This is a genomic window from Mycetocola tolaasinivorans, from assembly GCF_003667565.1.
Taxonomy (GTDB): Bacteria; Actinomycetota; Actinomycetes; order Actinomycetales; family Microbacteriaceae; genus Mycetocola; species Mycetocola tolaasinivorans.
The window spans coordinates 38,796-57,131 of record NZ_RCUX01000004.1; the positions used below are offsets into that span (position 1 = coordinate 38,796).

An 18,336-nucleotide genomic window follows, 5' to 3' on the forward strand; every position below is an offset into this window, starting at 1 on the left:
GCCACCGACTCTCGTGTGGGCCTCGCGCTAGCGAGAGGAAACAAACACCCCGCGCAGCGTGGTGCGCCAGAGGTACGAGCCGAGGCCGATCCCGCCAAACAGCAGGGCGAGGATGAGGGCGGCGGGCACGATCTCCGGCGAGTGCAGGTGCCCAAACGCGGGCCAGAGCAGTGCGAACAGGGTCGTGTAGACGGGCAGCGCGGCGCCGAGCCAGCGCCAGGGGCCGTAGGCGAGGATCGCACGGCCGCTGGTCTGGCCGAGCGGGATCAGCAGGATTGCGGCGGTGCCGATCCCGGCCATCGCGGTGACGTTAGCGACCTCGGCAAGGAATGCTCCGGCGACGCCGTTGGCCGAGCCGAGCAGGCTCGAGGCGATCCAGCCGAGAACACCGAGGCCGAACACGCTGAACACGCGGATTCCGGCGGCCCCCGCACGCTGACGGCGGCTGGCCTCGGGCACCAGAGTGACGGCGAGCACGATGCCGAACACCAGTGCGGGCTCGAGCCCCAGGAACCGGGAGATGACGGAGGCGGCGATCGCGGCCCCCAGATAGCGCGGTGCGACGGTGACGGACGCGCGGCCCGCGAAGCGTCGCGTGCTGAGGAGCGCGGGCAGCACGGTGCCGGCGGTGTTCACAAATACCAGGCCGACGAGGGCGGCACCGAAGAGCCTGAGCTGGGCGGCATCCTGACGCAGCGGCATCGCAAACACCACGACGAGCGCGAGTACGAGGATGAGGGCGGTTCCGACCAAAACGGGGTGGCGCACGCTCAGCTCATCCGCGGGGTCTTCGGGCTCGGGCTGGGAGCGGTTGCGGCCGGTAAAGCGCAGGGGGCCGCGACGGCGCATCCCTCCGGCGAGGAAGCGCGCGGGGACGAGTACGAGCGCGATGGTGGCGAGGGCGAGCAGGAACGCGCCCAGCCAGCCGTCGGCGGCGGTGGGGCCGAGAACGGGGGCGACCGCGTGGGTGAACGCCGAGCGGGCGTCCCAGTTCCAGGGGTGCGCGGCGGCGGGCGGGTTCACTCCGCCGTCGGCACTCGGAGGGCCGGGCTGTGCGGTGCTTGGCGGCTCCTCGGGAGAGCTCGGGGTGGGGCTCGGCTCCTCGGGCTGCGCGGGCGCGCTCGGGCTAGCACTTGCGCCGGGCGGAGGCGGGGGCGGCGGAATCTTGCCGCCGGGGTTCGGCCCGTAGACGATGCGAATGGGCGGGGTGGTATCACCGGGGTTGCCCGAGGAGTCGGTCTGGTAGGCGATCAGGCTCGCGGCTCCGGTGGAGGGCATATCGGCGCTGCACGACCAGCGACCCGCGCTGACCTCGGCCGAGCAGAGCACCGCGTCGCCGCCGCTGTCGGGTACCGCGTAGATCGTCACGGTCGCACCGGTTTCACCGGCGCCGCCGTACTGGGTGCGCCCGGTCAGCGAGCTGCCCGCGGCGGGGGAGGTGATCGTCGGAGCGGGCGGGGGAAGGGTGTCCACCCTGAGGGTCACGGTGGGGCTCGGATCGGAGGACACCGAACCGCTAAATGATGTGCGCTGAATCGCGCTCATGCGGAAGTCGCCGCTGATTCGCAGCGGGAGGGACTGCGCCCAGCGGCCGGACTCGGCCACCGTGGTGTCCCAGGTGCCCACGCCCTCGGCGCGGAGGGTGACGGTGGCTCCCGGGTATCCGGTGCCGCGAATGAGCCCGGCCTGCGCGGCACCCGCGGTGGAGTCGATGGTGGGCGGGGTGACCGCGGCGAAGACCACGGCCTGGGCGTCGGTGCCCGCGCCGCTACCGTAGCGTGCCACCAGGGTGATGTTCGGCGTCGTGGTGAGCCCGCTGATGGTACAGGAGAAGGTGCCATCGCCGCCGGTTTTCGCCGTGCAGGCCTGCGATCCGTCCCGAAGGACGGTGATGGCCTGGCCGGGTTCGGCCGTGCCGCGAACCGTTGTGGAGGTTTTCGAGACCACGGTTTTGGCCGCAGGGGCGGTGATGACGGGGCGGGGGAGCGGATCGGGGCTCGTGGAACCGCTCGGACTGGGATTGGGCGAGGGGGTCGCGGTGCCGCCGGGGGCCGCGCCACCCACACCTCCGCCGCTTCCTCCACCGCTTCCGGATTCGGTCTCCTCGGGGGCGATCGTGGACGGGGCGGCCGGCAGGGATTGCGCCGCGGCGGCTTCGATTCCGAGTGCGCTTGTGAGCGTCGCGGCGGCGAGGAACACGGCCACAACGGGGAGGGAGAACTTCCTAAAAAACGGACGCACGGTATCCCTATTCCATGCGTTGGCGCCCGATTTGTCAAAGTTTTCTGAATTCTCACGGCCGGAAACTGCGAATAGCGTGCCAGCCCGGCGCATATCGATGCCGAAGATTCCGCGGACGCGTACACTGGGTTATCAGTACAAACATGTTTCGAACCTCAAATTACCCTGGAGGGTTCTCACCGTGGGCCAGTGGCTTATTCCCGTCTTAATCGTTGTGGCGCTGATCGTCGTGATCGGCATCTACCTGTGGGCTACCTACAACTCCCTCGTGGCGCTGAAGGTGCGCGTTGACGAGGCCTGGAGCGACATCACCGTTCAGCTCAAGCGCCGTGCGGACCTCATCCCGAACCTCATTGAGACGGTCAAGGGCTATGCCGCCCACGAGAAGAGCGTGTTTGAGGCCGTGACTCGTGCCCGCGCCGAGACGCTCAGCGCGCAGGGCCCGGCCGAGGCCTCGGTGGCCGAGAACCACCTGCAGTCCGCCCTGAAGTCGGTGTTTGCGGTGGCCGAGGCGTACCCGCAGCTGCAGGCCAGCCAGAACTTCCTCCAGCTCCAGTCTGAGCTGGTAGACACCGAGAACAAGGTGCAGGCTTCGCGTCGTTTCTACAACGGTGGTGTGCGTGAGCTCAACACCAAGATTCAGGTGTTCCCGAACAACCTGTTTGCGCGCAACCTCGGTTTCACCGAGCGTGAGTTCTTTGAGGTGGCGGATGCGGCAGCCATTGCCGAGCCGCCGCGCATTCAGTTCTAGCTTTTAGCGCAACACATGTATCGAGCTATACGCGAAAACAAGATCAATACCGTCATCATCATCACGCTGTTTGTGCTGATCATTGGCGCGATTGGCTGGCTTATCGGCTACATGAACAACAGCCCGTCGATCACGATTTCGATCCTGATCGGTGGCGCGGTGTTCGCGATTTTCCAGTACTTTATGGGGTCGCGTCAGGCGCTGTCGATCAGCGGCGGGCAGCAGATTTCCGAGGCGGATAACCCGCGGCTGTACCGCATCGTCGAGAACCTGGCGATCACCACGGGCACCCCGATGCCCGCGGTGTATCTGATCAACGATCCGGCGCCGAACGCGTTTGCGACGGGTCGCGATCCGCAGCATGCGTCGGTGGCCGCGACCACCGGTCTGCTCGAGATCATGACGGATGCCGAGCTGGAGGGCGTGATGGCTCATGAGTTGGGCCACGTGCGCAACTATGACATTCGGGTGTCGATGATCGTCTTTTCGCTCGTCGTGGTGATCGGTTTTATCTCGGATATCTTCATGCGAATGGCGTTCTGGGGTGGCTTGAGCGGCGGCCGCGACAACAATAATAACGGCGGTGGTGGCAACCCCATCGTCATGATTATTGGTCTGGTTGCAATGCTCATTGCCCCGCTGCTGGCGAGCCTGATTCAGCTGAGCGTGTCGCGTCAGCGTGAGTATCTGGCGGATGCCACCGGCGCGATGACCACCCGCCATCCGGACGCCCTCGCGAGTGCCCTCGCCAAGCTCGATGCTTACGGCCGCCCGATGCAGCGTCAGAACTCCTCGATGGCGCACCTGTGGATTTCCAACCCGCTGAAGTCCGGCGGTGCCGCGAAGCTCTTCAGCACGCACCCTCCGATCCCCGACCGCATTGCCCGTCTGCAGAAGATGGGCGGGGAGTTCTAGAACCTCCCCGGTGTGACGCAGCCCCGCGGCTTTTGCCGCGGGGCTGCGTTGCATTTGTGAGGAATGGGAGCCCTTATATTGGGGGTCACTCCATGCGCGTGTGAAGTTGTTGCCGATTCCCCTTTTCGGCTAGGTTCAGCTGTGCCCATTTTCTGGGTGTCTTAATCGGGGGGATTCTGACGTGTTGTTTCGCGTTGACCGGCATTGGTTCCGGGCTCTAATTGCCGTTGTTTCGTTCGCAGTCGTTGCGGGGGTGCTGGTGCCTTTTGACGTGCCGGCGGCTTCGGCCACGGCCTCACATGGTGAGAGACGTGAAGTTTCAGACCTTCCGGTTCCGGTGCCGCAGGTTGAGGAGATTACTCGCGGGACGATGCCGGAGGGTGACTTTAGCGATGCCCCCGAGGAGACGGTTGAGCTCCCAGCTCAGGTTCCGGATGTTGCACCGGTCGAGCCGATTAGTGAGCCGTTTGTTCCGGACGATGCAAAGCTCCTCGAGCGTTCCGAATTCGAAAACGTCTATGAGACTCGGGACGGCACCAAGGTGTCTGAAGTTTCTCTCTCGCCCCTAAACGTCGAGGTTGAGCCCGGTGAATTTGAGCCTGTGACAACCGACATCACGGGTCAGGGACTTGCCGGAGCGTTCGGTATCGGCACAGCGGAAGCTTCGAAGCATCCCCTCACCCCCCGATTCGCGGAGCACGCGGATGACCCTGACGCGTACACGGTCAGCAAAGACGGGCACACCGTATCGTTCACTTTGCTTGGCGCTCAGCATGCCCGAGCCAGCCGCAACCTAGCCCCCTGGGGCGACAAGAACGTCATTTCCTACCCTGACGTGATGAGTGGCACAGAGCTTCGTTACGAGGTAAGCGACGGGGTCGTAAAGGAGCTACTTCTCCTTGATTCGAAAAGCGCTGTAGGCAACGGCACGTGGTCGTGGAAGGTCAATAGCGACGGGTTGAATCTCGAACGTGACGACGCGGGTTCGATTACGTTTTCCGATAAGAGTGGTCGCACGGTGTTCTATGTGCCCACTCCGATGATGTGGGATTCATCTGGGGAGGAGGGCGTCCGGGAACCGGCGGATCATCCTCTTGATGTTTCCGTCGTGGGAAGTGGCTCAGAGTGGGAAATCCGTCTCACTGGGGATCTCAATTGGCTGCGCTCTTCGGAACGTGTTTTCCCGATAACCATTGATCCGACTGCTCAGGCTGGCAATGAAGATGCAAATGCCTTCCGTTCGGACGGTATTCGTATTCAAGGCCAGGTTTACGTCGGAAATGCGCGCGCCGACAACAAGGACACCTATTGGCGAACGGTTCTGCACTATGACATGTCGCCCTGGTTTGGACGACAAATTGTCGATGTGCAGCTCGCTGCTTCTCGAACCGCAGGAACAGCGAATATTTACCCGGGACTTGTCCGCCATGCAAGCTCCTTCGCCTACGGAGGCGTTGGACCAGTGCTTGCGGGTCTGCAGATGGGGAATTCTGTCACTACTACCGACCCGCGTCTGAGCGAAGCGGTTGCGGGTTGGGTGCGATCCTCGAACAATGCACCGTATCTCATGCTCTCTGGCCACGAGCTAGCTGGAACTTACACGTACAAAGCGTTGAGCTCCACGATGTATGTGTACTGGAAGGATTTCCCAACCCCCGGAAATCTTGCCGCACCGTCGCCGTCGAACGGTGGAAACGGATCGGTGACGCCCACACTCAAGGTGAGCGGATATACCGATCCGGAGAAGACTGGTCTTGATTGGTACTTCCGTCTGTCTGAGAACTCGAACCCCGAGGTGAACCCCCTGTGGGAGTCGGGTTGGATTAGACAGGACAGCGTCAAGGTTCCGCAGTTTAAGCTCGTGGCCGGCAAGAAATACTATTGGAAGGCCTACGTCAGAGACGGGTATGACGGGCACCTGGGAACCTCGACTTCCCGCGGAAGTGCGACCTGGTCTTTTACCGCGAATGCGGCACCGATTCCGGCCCGGGAAACAGCCACGCCCGCGGATGGCGCGGTACTGACGACGACGACGCCCACGTTTACCGCGGTCAAGCATGCCGCAGCACCGTCGGATACCAAGTACTGGTTCCGCGTATCGACCGGATCTGACGGCGTCAGCGGTCAGGTTTTGAACTCGGGCTGGCTTGGTACCCCCACCTGGACTGCTCCAGCGGGAAGTCTTCAGGACGGCGATCGCTATTTCTGGTCGGTCCTGGTCAAGACCGGTCCCGATGAGTATCCGGCATTCTGGACTAATTCACTCATCGTTAACCAGCGGATTGGTGATGGCGGGCCGTCCCCGTCGCAGTCTGTCGGGCCGGTTTCGCTTAACCTTGCCAATGGAAACGTCAGCATCGGCTTTGATTCGCCGACGGTGGACACCCTGGGTGGCCCGATGGGGATGACGTTCACGTACAACTCGCTCAAGGCCAGCAACCGCGGGCTGAAGGGCGAGTATTACGATCTTTCGGGCGTGTGGAAGAGTAATCCGTTCCCGAAGGTCACCGAGGGTGAACGTGTCCTGGTGCGTACTGATTCCCAGGTCTCATTCAACTGGGGTTTGGGGTCCCCTGGGCCGGCCGTACCCGTGGATATGTGGGGCGCGCGGTGGACCGGATTCATTACACCGCCCAGCGCCGGTAGTTACCAGTTTGGAGTCACTCGCGATGATGGCGTGACCCTGTCGGTGGGTGGCCAGTCGATGCTTAACATGTGGACCGGCTATCCCGGTCCCGATGTGCAGTGGTCGGGTGCGAAAACACTTGAGGCAAAACCGACATCGTTTGACATGAGTTACTTCGACGCTACCGCTGGTGCACGCGTCGCCCTGTGGGCGAAGAAAGACGGCGGTACCGCCTTCATCGTTCCGCCGGATTGGTTTACTACGTCGCTCGCAACCCTCCCTGCGGGCTGGGGCTCATCTGCTCCGCTCGCCGGGGATGCCAGCGGTTTGTCTTCTGCGCGGGTCACGGAAAGCGCGATTATTCTGACGGATGTGTCCGGGGCGACGCATAGCTATGCAAAAACCTCCGCTGGTGGATACTCACCGCCCGAAGGGGAGTACGGCGTCGTAGCACTGGATGCCTCAGGAAACGTGAGTTTTACCGATGATTCTGGAACGGTGACGCTGTTCGATGCATCGGGATCCGTCTCGAACACGACCGCGCCGGGCGACGCTCTCAAGCCTGCGACTCCCGTGGTGCAAAATCGCGCCGGAAGTGGGCTGGTGAGTCGTATTTCCGATCCTCTCTCAAAGAACGGTGCGGCCTTTAGCCGTTCGGTTGTCTTTGCCTATGCCGGAGATAAGGCCACCGACGTGGGCCTGACCACGGCGGATACCGGTGGTTCGGCAAACGCGTGTGTGGTTCCCTCTGGTTTTGCGGCACCGCCGGCGGGCATGCTGTGCCGGATCGTGTATCCGGGGCATGTGGCTGGGGCGGCCGATACCACCCAGCTGTTCTACGATTCGGCGGGTCGTCTGGCCCGGATCGTTGATCCGGGGAACGAGGTGGCATCGTTTGAGTACGATGCGAGCTCCCGCCTGACCGTAGTGCGGGGGTCGGATCTCAATGACTGGCTGCTGGCTGATTCCAGCAGGCAGCCGACCGTGCAGAACCGTGTGTCCATCGCGTATGACGCACAGGGACGTGGAACGAGTGTCACCCTGCCCGCACCGGATGGTGTGACCGCGGCGAAGCAGCCGAAGACAACCGTGACGTACGCGGCGAACAGTACAACGTATGTTGATCAGTCTGGGCTGAGTGTTCCCAACGTGGCTCCTTCCAACGGGCACGCGCGCACGGTGAGATTTGATGCCTCGTGGCGTGCGATTAGTGATGTGTCGGCGATGGGTCTCGGTGGTAAGCAGGAGTGGAACCAGCGGGATCAGATTCTGTCGTCTACGGATTCTCGTGGGCGCAAGTCCACGACGCTGTATGACTCACAAAACCGGCCCGTTGACGCGTATGGTCCGGCACCCGAGTCCTGTTTTGGGGCGGATCGGAAGCCTCTGGCGAACTGTGCGATTCTTGCGGCGCATTCGAGTACGCGGTACGACGAGGGACTTCGTGGCCTCAACGTCACCTATTACAACAACCGTTTCCTTGCCGGGCAGCCGGTGGCTTTCGGCCTGGGAATTGGCGATGCCACCGGTGTGATGAAGCGCAACTGGAGTACGAACGCGCCCATCAGTGGCGTGGGTGCTGAAAACTGGTCGGCGCGGATGAGCGGTATCCTGACGTTCCCGAGCGCCGGTAACTATGGTCTGCGTACGGTGGCGGATGATGGCACCCGGATCTTCATTGATGATCTGTTGGTGGACTCGAACTGGGTGGGGCAGAGCCCGAAGCCGTCTCCCGGCGGAGTGATTTCTGTTCCCACATCGGGGACACCCAAGCGAATCCGGGTGGAATATTTCCAGGGAACGAGTACGGCGAGTTTTGACCTGCAGTGGAAGCCGCCGGGGGCCGCTGATTTCGTGACGATTCCGGGGGCGCAGCTGACTCCGGATTATGGTTTGGTGACCGGTACCACCACGGATGAGGCATTGCCGAAGGCAAGCACCATCTCGGGACTGGTTGCTCCGAAGAAGATGGAGACCTCGTCAAAGTACGCCGAGCCCTGGCTGGGCGGTGAGACGAGCTCGACGGTTGATCCGGGAGGGTTGAGCCTCACCACGACCACCGGGTTTGAGGCTACGGGAGCGGGATATCAGCGTCGTACGCTGAAGACGCTTCCCGCGGCAACGGCGGCGAATAAGCCGGCGTCCACCAGTGGCGCGACGTTTAGCTACTTTGGTCCGTTGGAAACCCTGTCGCAGGCCTATGGCGGTGCCGTGTGTGGTGCCGCGGCATCCACCGCGCAGTTTGGTGCGTTGAAGTCGTCCACCGGCCCGACCCCGGCAGTGGGATCTGCCGTGGTGACGCAGTATGCGTATGACCTGTTTGGTCGTACCGTCGGGACGAAGCGTTCGGGCGATGCCGGGTGGTCCTGCACCAACTATGACGCTCGCGGGCGAGTGGCGACGGTTCAGTATCCGGCCTATGCGGATGCTCCGGCCCGTACGGTGAAGAACACGTATGCGGCGGATGGCAACCCGTTGAAGAGCTGGTCCGAGGACTCAATCGGTCGTATTACGACCACGACGGATCTCCTGGGACGTGTGCTGAGCTATGTGGATGTGTGGGGAACCACCACCACGACCGAGTACAACCTTTTGGGGCAGGTCAGTAAGACCACCGTTGCTCCGCCCTCGGGCGCGGTCTCGGTGGAGCAGATGACGTATGACCTGGATGGTAAGCCGCTGTCGTTGCGGGTTGATGGCAAACTGATCGCCACGGCCGAGTACGATCGGGGAGAGCTGACGCGGGTGACGTTCCCCGCGGGCCCGGATCAGGCGGGTAACGGCGCTGTACTGTCGAATATTGTGCGAGATCCGGCCGGTGCGGCGCTGTCTCAGGACTGGAGCTTCGCGGATGGCAGTGTGATTCGTGAGTCGGTAGTGCGCTCGCAGTCCGGGCGGATTCTGGGGACGACCCTGGTGGATGGTGCGGAGACCCTGGTGTCGAAGTACCGTTACGACGGTGCCGGGCGTCTGGTACGCGCGGATCTGGGTGCGTCGGTGTTTGAGTACGGGTTTGGGACGGTCACGGGCGGCCCGGCCGGTGCGGTCACGAACGCGGGATTGAACGGTAACCGGACGACGGCGTCGATTACGGTGCCGGGGGCGGGAACGCAGTCCACGACCTACTTCCACGATGCCGCGGATCGTCTGCTGTCCTCGAGCGTGACGGGGCTGTTCGCAGACTCGAACCCGGTGAACGCGGGCCTATCCTCGGTGGAGTATGACGCTCACGGGAATGTCACCACGCTTGCGGATCAGACGCTGTCGTATGACTCGGAGGATCGGCACACCCGCAAGGTTCTCGCGGATGGCACGCAGGTGATCTATAAGCGTGATGTGACAAATCGCATTGTGCAGCGTTCGGAGATCAAGCCCGGTGGTGTGCCCGAGGTGCAGCGGTACGGGTTCTCGGGTGATGGTGATTCGCCGGACTTCGTGTATGACGGTAACTCTGATGTGCTGAATAAGACGGTGTCGACCTTCGGCAGTGTGATCGTGAATACGCGTGCGGATGGGTCTGCGTCGTGGTCGTTCTCGAACCAGCATGGTGATGTGATGGTGACCACGGATGCGGCCGGCGCTCGTGAGGGTGCGCGGCGTGCGTATGATCCGTTTGGTCAGTCGATTGATCCGGTGACCGGTGTGCCGGGGACCCTCGCGGCGGCTGCCGCGCTGCCGGATAACCTGCCGGGTAACGCGGATTATGGCTGGGTCGGTGGCAACCAGAAGCTCACTGAGCACGCGGGTTCGATCGAGACCGTGGAGATGGGTGCGCGTCAGTATGTGCCGGCGTTGGGGCGCTTCCTGTCGGTGGATCCGGTTGAGGGTGGTGTGGATAACGATTATGTGTATCCGAATGACCCGATCAACAATGAGGATCTGGATGGGCAGAAGAAGAAGGCCAAGGGGTCGAACGGCTGGAATGACTTTTGGGGTGGGGTCGGTAAAGCGATCCACCGAGGAGCAATGCAGGTTTCCAAGACCATGGTTGAGAGCCCACTTGTCAAGGGCGCAATGACGATGTGCGGATTTGTGCCTGGAGTTGTTGGAGCTGCTTGCGGACTTGCCATGGCAGGAGCGTATGCATTGCAAGGGAGGAAGAACGAGGCCATCGGCGCGCTCATCGGGAGTGTAGTTGGAGGTGGGGTCGGCGCAGCAGTGGTGGGGATATCGGCGAGAGTCAGCGCTAAACTCTTAGGAACCACGGCGAAGACTGGCGGGCGAACTTCGATCAAACACCTCGTGAGAAAGAAGGCTAGATACAGCGTCCGCTCACTTACTCGATTTAGATCAAATGAAATCGCTAAGTTCAAGAGTGGAAGCCACTGGGCAGGGTCGATTTATGGTAATGGATCGGGTGCCATCGCCGGTTACTATGCGCAGAGAGCCTCAGCGAAGTATAGGAAACGATGAAGCAAGTCAGAGGAACGGGGCCCGTAAACCGATGGCCAATGATTCTTTTTTATGGAGTTCTTGGAACATGGACGGCTTTTGGCGGTCTTGATGACAACGGGGACTTTGCCCTGAGAATCGCAGATGGGTTCAACCCCGATCTTCTTTTCCTATCCGTTCCGTTTTTTTATCTTTGCATCGCCAGATTATTTTCAGGTACATATATTTCTGAATCTCACGTATTTGTGATTGGCGCGTTGGGATATCGGAAGTTTTCTCGAGCTGATCTGAGTGGGCTTAAGATCCAAAAATACAACCCATTCTTCCGGTTTACATGGTGGATGGACAAACTGGTATTCATATGCGGCGAGGGAGACGAACAGCGTCGCATGTCGGGTTATGGCACTCATGTTCCCACACGAAGTTCGCGACGCATTGTGATCCAGCTCGGCGAGGAACTAGCGCTTACTGAGAAGTATCCGGTCCGAGTTGGCGTTCTGATGGATTCAAAAACTGATCTGCCTCGATTTATCCTGGGGGCGAACCTGGAACGATTTCTTTCTGGGCAGAGCGACGTCCTTCCGTGGATTCGATTTGATTGTGTTCACGGATACGTGTCTTCTGAACAAATAGATGGAGCGTACCTGCGTGAAGAAATTCGACAGAGCTCTGTTGGAGGGACGCCCTATTCTGTGCTTCCTTCAATATCGCAACCTTCGATAACGAACTTGGCTTTTGAGCCCGACCCGCTGTCTTGGTTACCTGTTCGCGGCATCGCACGTTTTGCTATCCGAGGAAGACGACTTTTGGAGCGTGACCATCTGCCCTTTTCGCTCAAATCTGCAACTCCGATTGCACACCGTTCCTTTGCAGTACGAGTTTTGAGCACTGTAGGTGGCGACCTGTTCCATGGGCGCAGCCGTCGTTCCTCACGATTCCTCTTCGCACATGAAGGTGCGCTTCTGGACACTCTGAATGCACTAAACGACCTAGACTTTGAGCTGGGGATAGTTCGTACGGTGGGACCCTTGCGAATTCAGACACTTAGTGATTTGTCGGAGATAGCGCGACTTCAGAGCCGAATGTTTCGAATACTACACGCGACTTCGGCGCGACGTGACCCGCACGTTCGCCACCTGCGACGTGAACCGAGTTCGCGAAAAGCACCTGGGCTCATTACCTTTACCCACTTGCTCACAACCTATTTGGGGCATATGCTTGTAATTGTTCCTCGAGGGTCCGACGCTCTCGACTCGTGGTTTGTTGGCGAGAACGTCGTAAACCAATGGTCAGGGACTCTGGACTCTACCAGTCCTTTGGGCTGGGGCTTTCAGGAGGACGAGTGGAATGAGAGACCAACTGGAACCTAGCAAGTCCAGTAGTGTCTTCAGATACTTATCACTGTGTCGGGGCTGAAGATAGACCTGGTGCACAGCGATATCGATCATCTGGGCGACCCGATGCTCTCCCTCGCTGATCTTGCAGCTCTCGCGCACACGGGGGAGGGGAACGTTCGTGGTGTTGCCCCTGCGGTGTTGAACTCCGGACACGGTGGTTGGCAGCGGCTCGTTCTCCGGGTGAGTGGCGTCGAATCCGTGGAAATCTCTGATCCCGACCGGATCGCGGCGGGCTGGCTGATCGCCGAGGACCTTGTGCGCAGCGCGGGGATGGTCTCGCTGAGCGGCGTCTACCCGATTGACGCCGTCCTGCACGGCACACACGTCGGGATTGAGTTTCTGATTTCGGCCGATGAGGGCGTCTACTCTGCCACCGACGTTCGAGACATCCTGCACCAGGCTGAGCTCGAAGATGGAGGGTCCGCCGAGACCGTTCGATGGAGAGCCGGGGAGGTACAGACCGCGGGGGACGTGCTGGTCGCCGCACTCGATGTGCCACCGTCCCGTGAACAGTTCGTCCTCTTTGTCCGAGATGAGCGGTTCTTTTGGGTTCAGGGGTCTTTGGACGGTCGAACCGTATCCGTGCGCGTGGATGGTGCCCTCGGCCAGGCGTCGCTGATCGCCGCGCTGGGGGCGGTCACGGAACGCGACCCCGAGCCGGGTGAAATCTCGGCCACGTATGGGCGCGCAGAAACGATGGACCGCTCGATGAAACCGGCCGTGAACGAGGTCGCATCAGCCCTCCGCGCGCGTCGGTTCTCAATTCGGGCCGCGATACGGCGGGCCACACGCGCGCTGAACGATGAGCCTCGCTAGTCTGCTGAGGACATGGCTCGAATGACGAGCTGCACATCAGGCTGCGAGCGCGGTGTTGAGTGGGGTGTGGATCACCGATTCAGAACTCGTGTCGTGATTTCAGAGGGGAACACCGCTCTCCGCACGCACACCGCACATCGATCTCCGTCATTGGTGATACCGGGACGTGGCATTGCGCAGTCGATATCGCGGTGACCAATTGGCCCCACAACGCTGTGGAATCCTGCCTCTCGTGAGACGCTCAATACATGTCTACAGATGTACTCAGTGTTTGCCTCCCCGGGGAGACCAGGGCACGACTCGATGCGCTGGCTGTCGCCACCGGTCGTCCCGTAACGTTTCACGTGCGGGAGGCCGTCATGGAGTATCTGGAAAGTCTCGAGTACGCGCATACGCTTCGTGCTGAAGCCGAAGTAATTCGCCGAGGAGAGACTCGTACGCGCACCCTAAACGCGGTCAAAGCGGACCTCAACCTGGACTAGCGCCAGCACACTGCGGATTGCGACGGTGCCTCTGGAGAAGCGGATGCGGCTGCCCCGCTAGAGCCCGGGCCGCACCGCTACCGAGCGGAGGATGAGCCCCTGATCCCGCGCACGCACCGCGAACGGCACCTCGAAGGTTGAGGTGACGTCGCCCGTGAGACGATCCTGAATCGTCACGGTGGCCTTGTCCCGTTCGTCCCAGATGGTGGCCGAGACGAACGAGGTGTCGGTGAAGGTTGGCGCGCGGAGGTCCGCGGCGACGTCGATGTCGCCCGGGACGGTGAAGAGTTCGCGGGTGACCCCGGTGCTCAGCTCGGTCGTGTTCACCGAGTTGAAGACGCCCATCCAGTCGAGGTTGCCGTCGCGAAGAGAATGGCTGTTCATCCCATCAACCATGAAACCGTAGCTCGGGTGCGTGACCGGTGCGGGCGTGCCGCGTTCGTCCACGAGAAGGTGCTCGGTGAAGGACTGATCGTTGACGTTCCAGCTGCGCAGAACGGGTGGGCGCAGCTCTGAGGAGGGAGGATACGCCGTGGCCAGGAAGTGGACGGTGTCGTTTTTGCAGGGGGCGTCCATCGCGAGCTGATCCGAATCCGAGACCGCGCGCAGATCGGCGAGCCGTTCACCGGGTTTCGGTGCACCTGACAGCTGCTGCAGCATGAGTGCCGTGTAGCCCATCTCCCCCTGAATCTCGAGTCCACTCTCCGGCAAGACCCTCGTATTTCCCGGTTGGTGCGGAGACCCCGTACAGCGTCCCATCGCAGTTTGCCGTTACCGAATACGATCCCTCAACCGTTGAGTGAACGCTCCGAGCGCCGTCGGATTCCACCACCACCTCGGCATAGCCATCGTCCGTGTACCCCTCATTGAAGAGGCCCACGAAGGATCCTCCACCCAGGGCGAAGAGCGCCTGCTGAAGGTCCGGCTTCTTGCTGGGGATGACCGTAACGCGCTCGTTCACGAGGTAGTCGTTGTCCCGATCGGAGAAGAAGAGCCCGGAGTCATCCCAGGCGAGGCGTGCCACATCCATTCCGGCCGTGCGAAACACGCGCTCGCTTTTGCCGTTGGAGAGCACCACATAGCCGATGCCGCGCCCCTTGGCATGATCACGCGTCTGAGTCGAGAGGTAGAGCGCCGTGGCGGCGTCCTCCAGCGCGAACGAATCGCGGTTCTGCACTGTCCAGGTCTTGCCGTTTCGTTCGAGTGCCGCCGAGCCGCCGGTGCAGCTCGTCAGGGTACCGAGTGCCAGCACACTCGCGACCACGGCGGCCAGGGCAGAGATTTTTACACGCATTCGCCGAGCGTATCCAGTGGTCGTTGCCGTATCTTGGCAGGACGCGACCCCACTTCCGGGCGGCAGAGTTCCACCGAGACGGCCCACATCCGCCCTCCGCGAAACCGCCGAAAAACGCGGCGAGTCTGAGCGTGGAATATGAATTTCGGCATTCGTTGGCTTAGGTGCTGGGAACAGCATATGTACGGTCTTAGACTGATCCTGTGTCGAACCTTGGAGAAAACCGCAAGCCGGCGGTAAAGCCGGACGGTGTATCGCGCGCGGAGACTCCTCCCTCACGCGACGATGTCGTCGAATCGCTGCCGCGCGGAATCCGCATTGCGGGCGCTTGGTCCTGGCGGGTGCTTGCACTCGTCGCCGTGATCGTGGTGGCCGTGCTCGCGATCGTCGAGCTGCGCCTGATCGTCATCCCGATCCTCATCGCGATTCTGATCGCCTCGCTCGTGATGCCGCTGCAGAACCTACTGCGCAGGTGGAACGTGCCGCGCGTGCTGGCCACGATCATCACCCTGCTCGCCACGATAGCCGTGGTGGTCGGCCTGTTCTATCTCGCGATTACGCAGATCTCCGCGCAGTCTGGCGAAGTCAAGGATCGTGCGGTCGAGGGCTATCAGGCGCTGCGCGAGTGGCTGAAAATCTCGCCGCTGCACCTCGACGACACCCAGATCAACGAGTATCTCGGCCAGCTCTGGAACATCATCAAGGAGAACAACAAGGCAATCTGGACCGGCGCGCTGTCGGTCGGATCCACCGTCGGCCACGTCGCCGCCGGCGCCCTGCTCACCATCTTCTCCCTCCTCTTCTTCCTGCTCGATGGCCCCGGCATCTGGCGCTGGGTTGTGCGCCTCATGCCGCGCAACGCCCGCGCTGCGATCGACGGAGCCGGACAGGACGGCTGGCGGGCACTCGCCAGCTATTCCCGCACGCAGATCATGGTGGCCGCCATCGACGCGATCGGTATCGCGCTCGGTGCGTTCTTCCTGGGCGTCCCGATGGCGGTCCCGATCGGTGTGCTGGTGTTCCTCGGCGCGTTCATCCCGTTCGTCGGTGCGATCCTGACCGGAACCATCGCCGTGTTCCTCGCGCTCGTATACAACGGACCGTGGCAGGCCCTGGGCATGCTGATCGTGATCCTGCTGGTGCAGCAGGTCGAGGGCCACATCCTGCAGCCCGTGCTCATGGGGAACGCCGTGAAGCTGCACCCGCTGGCCGTGGTCCTCGTGGTGACCGCGGGCGCGCTGGTCGCCGGAATCCCGGGTGCACTGTTTGCCGTGCCGCTGGCCGCCGTGATCAACGAAATGACCCGATTCATCGCCGGCGGACGCTGGCGCACACCACCCGCGGGAGACCGATCCGCGGGCGGCGACGACGGTGAGGACCCCGCCATTACCGGCGGGGCCACCGAAGACTCCTCTGAGGGCACGGCCGATGGCGATCCCATCGCGGCCACGGCGGACAGCACCGAGACCGCCGCGCTCACCAAGCCGCTTTCCACTCCGCCGAGCAACACGGATGACGCTCCGAGCCCCGACACCGAGCGCTAACCCACACACTTTTTACAGAAGCAGGTGCGATATCGCACCGGGAGATACACCTATGAGCACCATCCCCGGCCCCACCCCGGCCGAACTCGAAGCCGCCCGCGAGGTCGTGAGCCGCGTGGCCGAGATCACCCCGATGGAGTCGTCTCGATTCCTCGCGGAACTCCTCGGCTTCCCCGTTCACATGAAGTGCGAGAACCTGCAGCGCACCGGGTCGTACAAGATCCGCGGCGCCTACAATCGCATTTCGGCGCTGACCGAGGAGGAACGTACCCGCGGCGTGGTAGCGGCATCCGCCGGAAACCACGCCCAGGGTGTGGCCCTCGCCGCCCGCGAGCTCGGCATCGGTGCCACGATCTTCATGCCCAAGGGCGTGCCGCTGCCCAAGCTCCAGGCCACCCGCAACTACGGCGCCCAGGTGCGTCTCGACGGCCACAGCGTGGAGGAACTCCTCCGCGCCGCCGCCGAGTATGCCGAGCAGACCGGCGCGATCTTCATCCCGCCGTTTGATCACCCCGACGTCATCGCCGGACAGGGCACCCTGGGTCTCGAAATCCTCGAGCAGGTGCCCGAGGTCGAAACCATCATCGTGCCCATCGGTGGCGGTGGCCTCATCTCCGGCGTGGCCGCGGCGGCGAAGCACCGTGCGGAAGCCGAGGGTCGCGAGATCCGGGTAATCGGTGTGCAGGCCGCCAACTCGGCACCGTATCCGGTGTCCCTCGCTGCGGGCGAGGTCACCACCATCAAGACCACCCCCACCATCGCCGACGGTATTGCCGTGGCCCGCCCCGGCACCCTGAACTTTGAGATCATCCGCGAGCTCGTGGACGAGGTTGTGACCGTCACCGAGGACGACATCGCCCGCGCTCTCGTGGTGCTGCTCGAGCGTGCAAAGCTCGTGGTAGAGCCCGCGGGCGCCGTGGGCGTCGCGGCAATCCTCGCCGGCCACATCCACGCCACCGGTCCGGTCGTGGTGATCCTCTCCGGCGGCAACATCGACCCGCTGCTCATGCAGACCGTCGTGAGCCACGGCCTCATCGCGTCGGACCGCTACCTCACCCTCAGCATCCCGCTGCCCGACCGCCCCGGCCAGCTCGCCCGCATCTCCGAGCTCATCGCCCACGCCAACGCCAACGTCATCGAGGTGCTGCACACGCGCCACGGCAGCGGACTGCAGATCGGCCAGGTCGAGCTCAAGATCTCGGTCGAAACCCGTGGCTCCGAACACCGCGACCTCGTGATCGACACCCTGCGCGAGGCCGGCTACGACCCGCGCGTCGGAGACGCCGAGACGCGTCGCTAGCGCGCACCGCATACGGCAAAGGCGGGGCACCCCCTCAGGGGTGCCCCGCCTTTGTGCTGCCAGAATCTACTCGCCGGAGTAGGTCTCCACGGCGGTGATCTCCACGGCGATGTCGCGGCCGTTGGGGGCCTGGTAGGTGGTCTTCTCGCCGATCTTCAGGCCGAGAATGGCGGCACCCAGCGGGCTGGACTCGCTGTAGACGTCGAGCTCGGAGTTGCCCGCGATCTCGCGGTTGCCCAGCAGGAAGCGCTCCTCATCGCCGGCGACGATCGCCGAAATGATGGTGCCCGGCTCGACCACACCGTTGCTCTTCGGAGCCTCGCCCACCACGGCCTCGCGCAGCAGCGCGGTCAGGGTGCGGATGCGGGCTTCCTGCTTGCCCTGCTCATCCTTTGCCGCGTGGTAGCCGCCGTTCTCCTTCAGGTCGCCCTCCTCGCGGGCGGCCTCGATACGCTTCGCGATTTCCTCGCGGCCGGTGGTGGAGAGCGCTTCCAATTCAGCGGTCAGTCGATCGAAGGTTTCCTGGGTCAGGAACGAGACCTGAGCGTCGTCAGCCATCGTGAACTCCTCATTACATA

The 18,336-nt window shown here is 62.5% G+C and carries 11 protein-coding genes; 7 read left to right on the forward strand and 4 right to left on the reverse strand.

The window, feature by feature from the left end; all coding sequences use genetic code 11:
• Positions 1-27: 27 nt before the first annotated feature.
• Complete coding sequence (locus D9V32_RS05660; RefSeq protein ID WP_121647939.1) at positions 28-2,241, reverse strand: hypothetical protein; 2,214 nt, start codon at positions 2,239-2,241, stop codon at positions 28-30.
• Between the two features lie 181 nt (positions 2,242-2,422).
• Here D9V32_RS05660 and D9V32_RS05665 point away from each other — a divergent pair, with 181 nt between their 5' ends.
• The 5 genes from D9V32_RS05665 to relB all read left to right on the forward strand — a co-directional run bounded on the left by D9V32_RS05665 (position 2,423) and on the right by relB (position 13,620).
• Positions 2,423-2,992, forward strand: coding sequence for a LemA family protein (locus tag D9V32_RS05665; protein ID WP_245982086.1), 570 nt, complete (start codon positions 2,423-2,425; stop codon positions 2,990-2,992).
• 15 nt (positions 2,993-3,007) lie between these two features.
• A complete protein-coding gene (locus tag D9V32_RS05670) occupies positions 3,008-3,907 on the forward strand; it encodes a M48 family metalloprotease (protein ID WP_121647941.1) in 900 nt (299 codons plus the stop codon).
• A gap of 181 nt (positions 3,908-4,088) precedes the next feature.
• Positions 4,089-10,946 carry a PA14 domain-containing protein gene (locus tag D9V32_RS05675; protein ID WP_147440408.1) on the forward strand — a complete coding sequence of 2,286 codons (6,858 nt, stop codon included), beginning with the start codon at positions 4,089-4,091 and terminating at the stop codon, positions 10,944-10,946.
• A 1,382-nt stretch (positions 10,947-12,328) separates the two neighbouring features.
• A complete protein-coding gene (locus D9V32_RS05680) occupies positions 12,329-13,138 on the forward strand; it encodes a hypothetical protein (protein WP_147440409.1) in 810 nt (269 codons plus the stop codon).
• Between the two features lie 248 nt (positions 13,139-13,386).
• Positions 13,387-13,620, forward strand: a complete 234-nt coding sequence (gene relB, locus D9V32_RS16645) for a type II toxin-antitoxin system RelB family antitoxin (protein WP_121647944.1) — start codon at positions 13,387-13,389, stop codon at positions 13,618-13,620.
• A 57-nt stretch (positions 13,621-13,677) separates the two neighbouring features.
• On the opposite strand, the gene D9V32_RS05690 is transcribed toward relB, so the two are convergent.
• Both D9V32_RS05690 and D9V32_RS05695 read right to left on the reverse strand, forming a co-directional pair.
• A complete protein-coding gene (locus D9V32_RS05690) occupies positions 13,678-14,280 on the reverse strand; it encodes a hypothetical protein (protein WP_121647945.1) in 603 nt (200 codons plus the stop codon).
• Positions 14,243-14,914, reverse strand: a complete 672-nt coding sequence (locus D9V32_RS05695; protein ID WP_121647946.1) for a hypothetical protein — start codon at positions 14,912-14,914, stop codon at positions 14,243-14,245. Before D9V32_RS05695 ends, D9V32_RS05690 begins: the two co-directional genes overlap by 38 nt.
• A gap of 203 nt (positions 14,915-15,117) precedes the next feature.
• Between D9V32_RS05695 and D9V32_RS05700 the strand changes: the two genes are divergently transcribed.
• On the forward strand, positions 15,118-16,458 hold the full coding sequence (locus D9V32_RS05700; RefSeq protein WP_121647947.1) for an AI-2E family transporter: 1,341 nt from the start codon (positions 15,118-15,120) through the stop codon (positions 16,456-16,458).
• 52 nt (positions 16,459-16,510) lie between these two features.
• Entirely contained in the window at positions 16,511-17,758 is a 1,248-nt protein-coding gene (ilvA, locus tag D9V32_RS05705; RefSeq protein ID WP_121647948.1) for a threonine ammonia-lyase, read from the forward strand.
• Positions 17,759-17,824: 66 nt separating this feature from the next.
• Here the strand turns inward: ilvA and greA are convergent, their stop codons facing one another.
• Positions 17,825-18,316: a transcription elongation factor GreA gene (greA, locus tag D9V32_RS05710; RefSeq protein ID WP_121647949.1), complete on the reverse strand. Its 492-nt coding sequence runs from the start codon at positions 18,314-18,316 to the stop codon at positions 17,825-17,827.
• Positions 18,317-18,336: the final 20 nt, after the last annotated feature.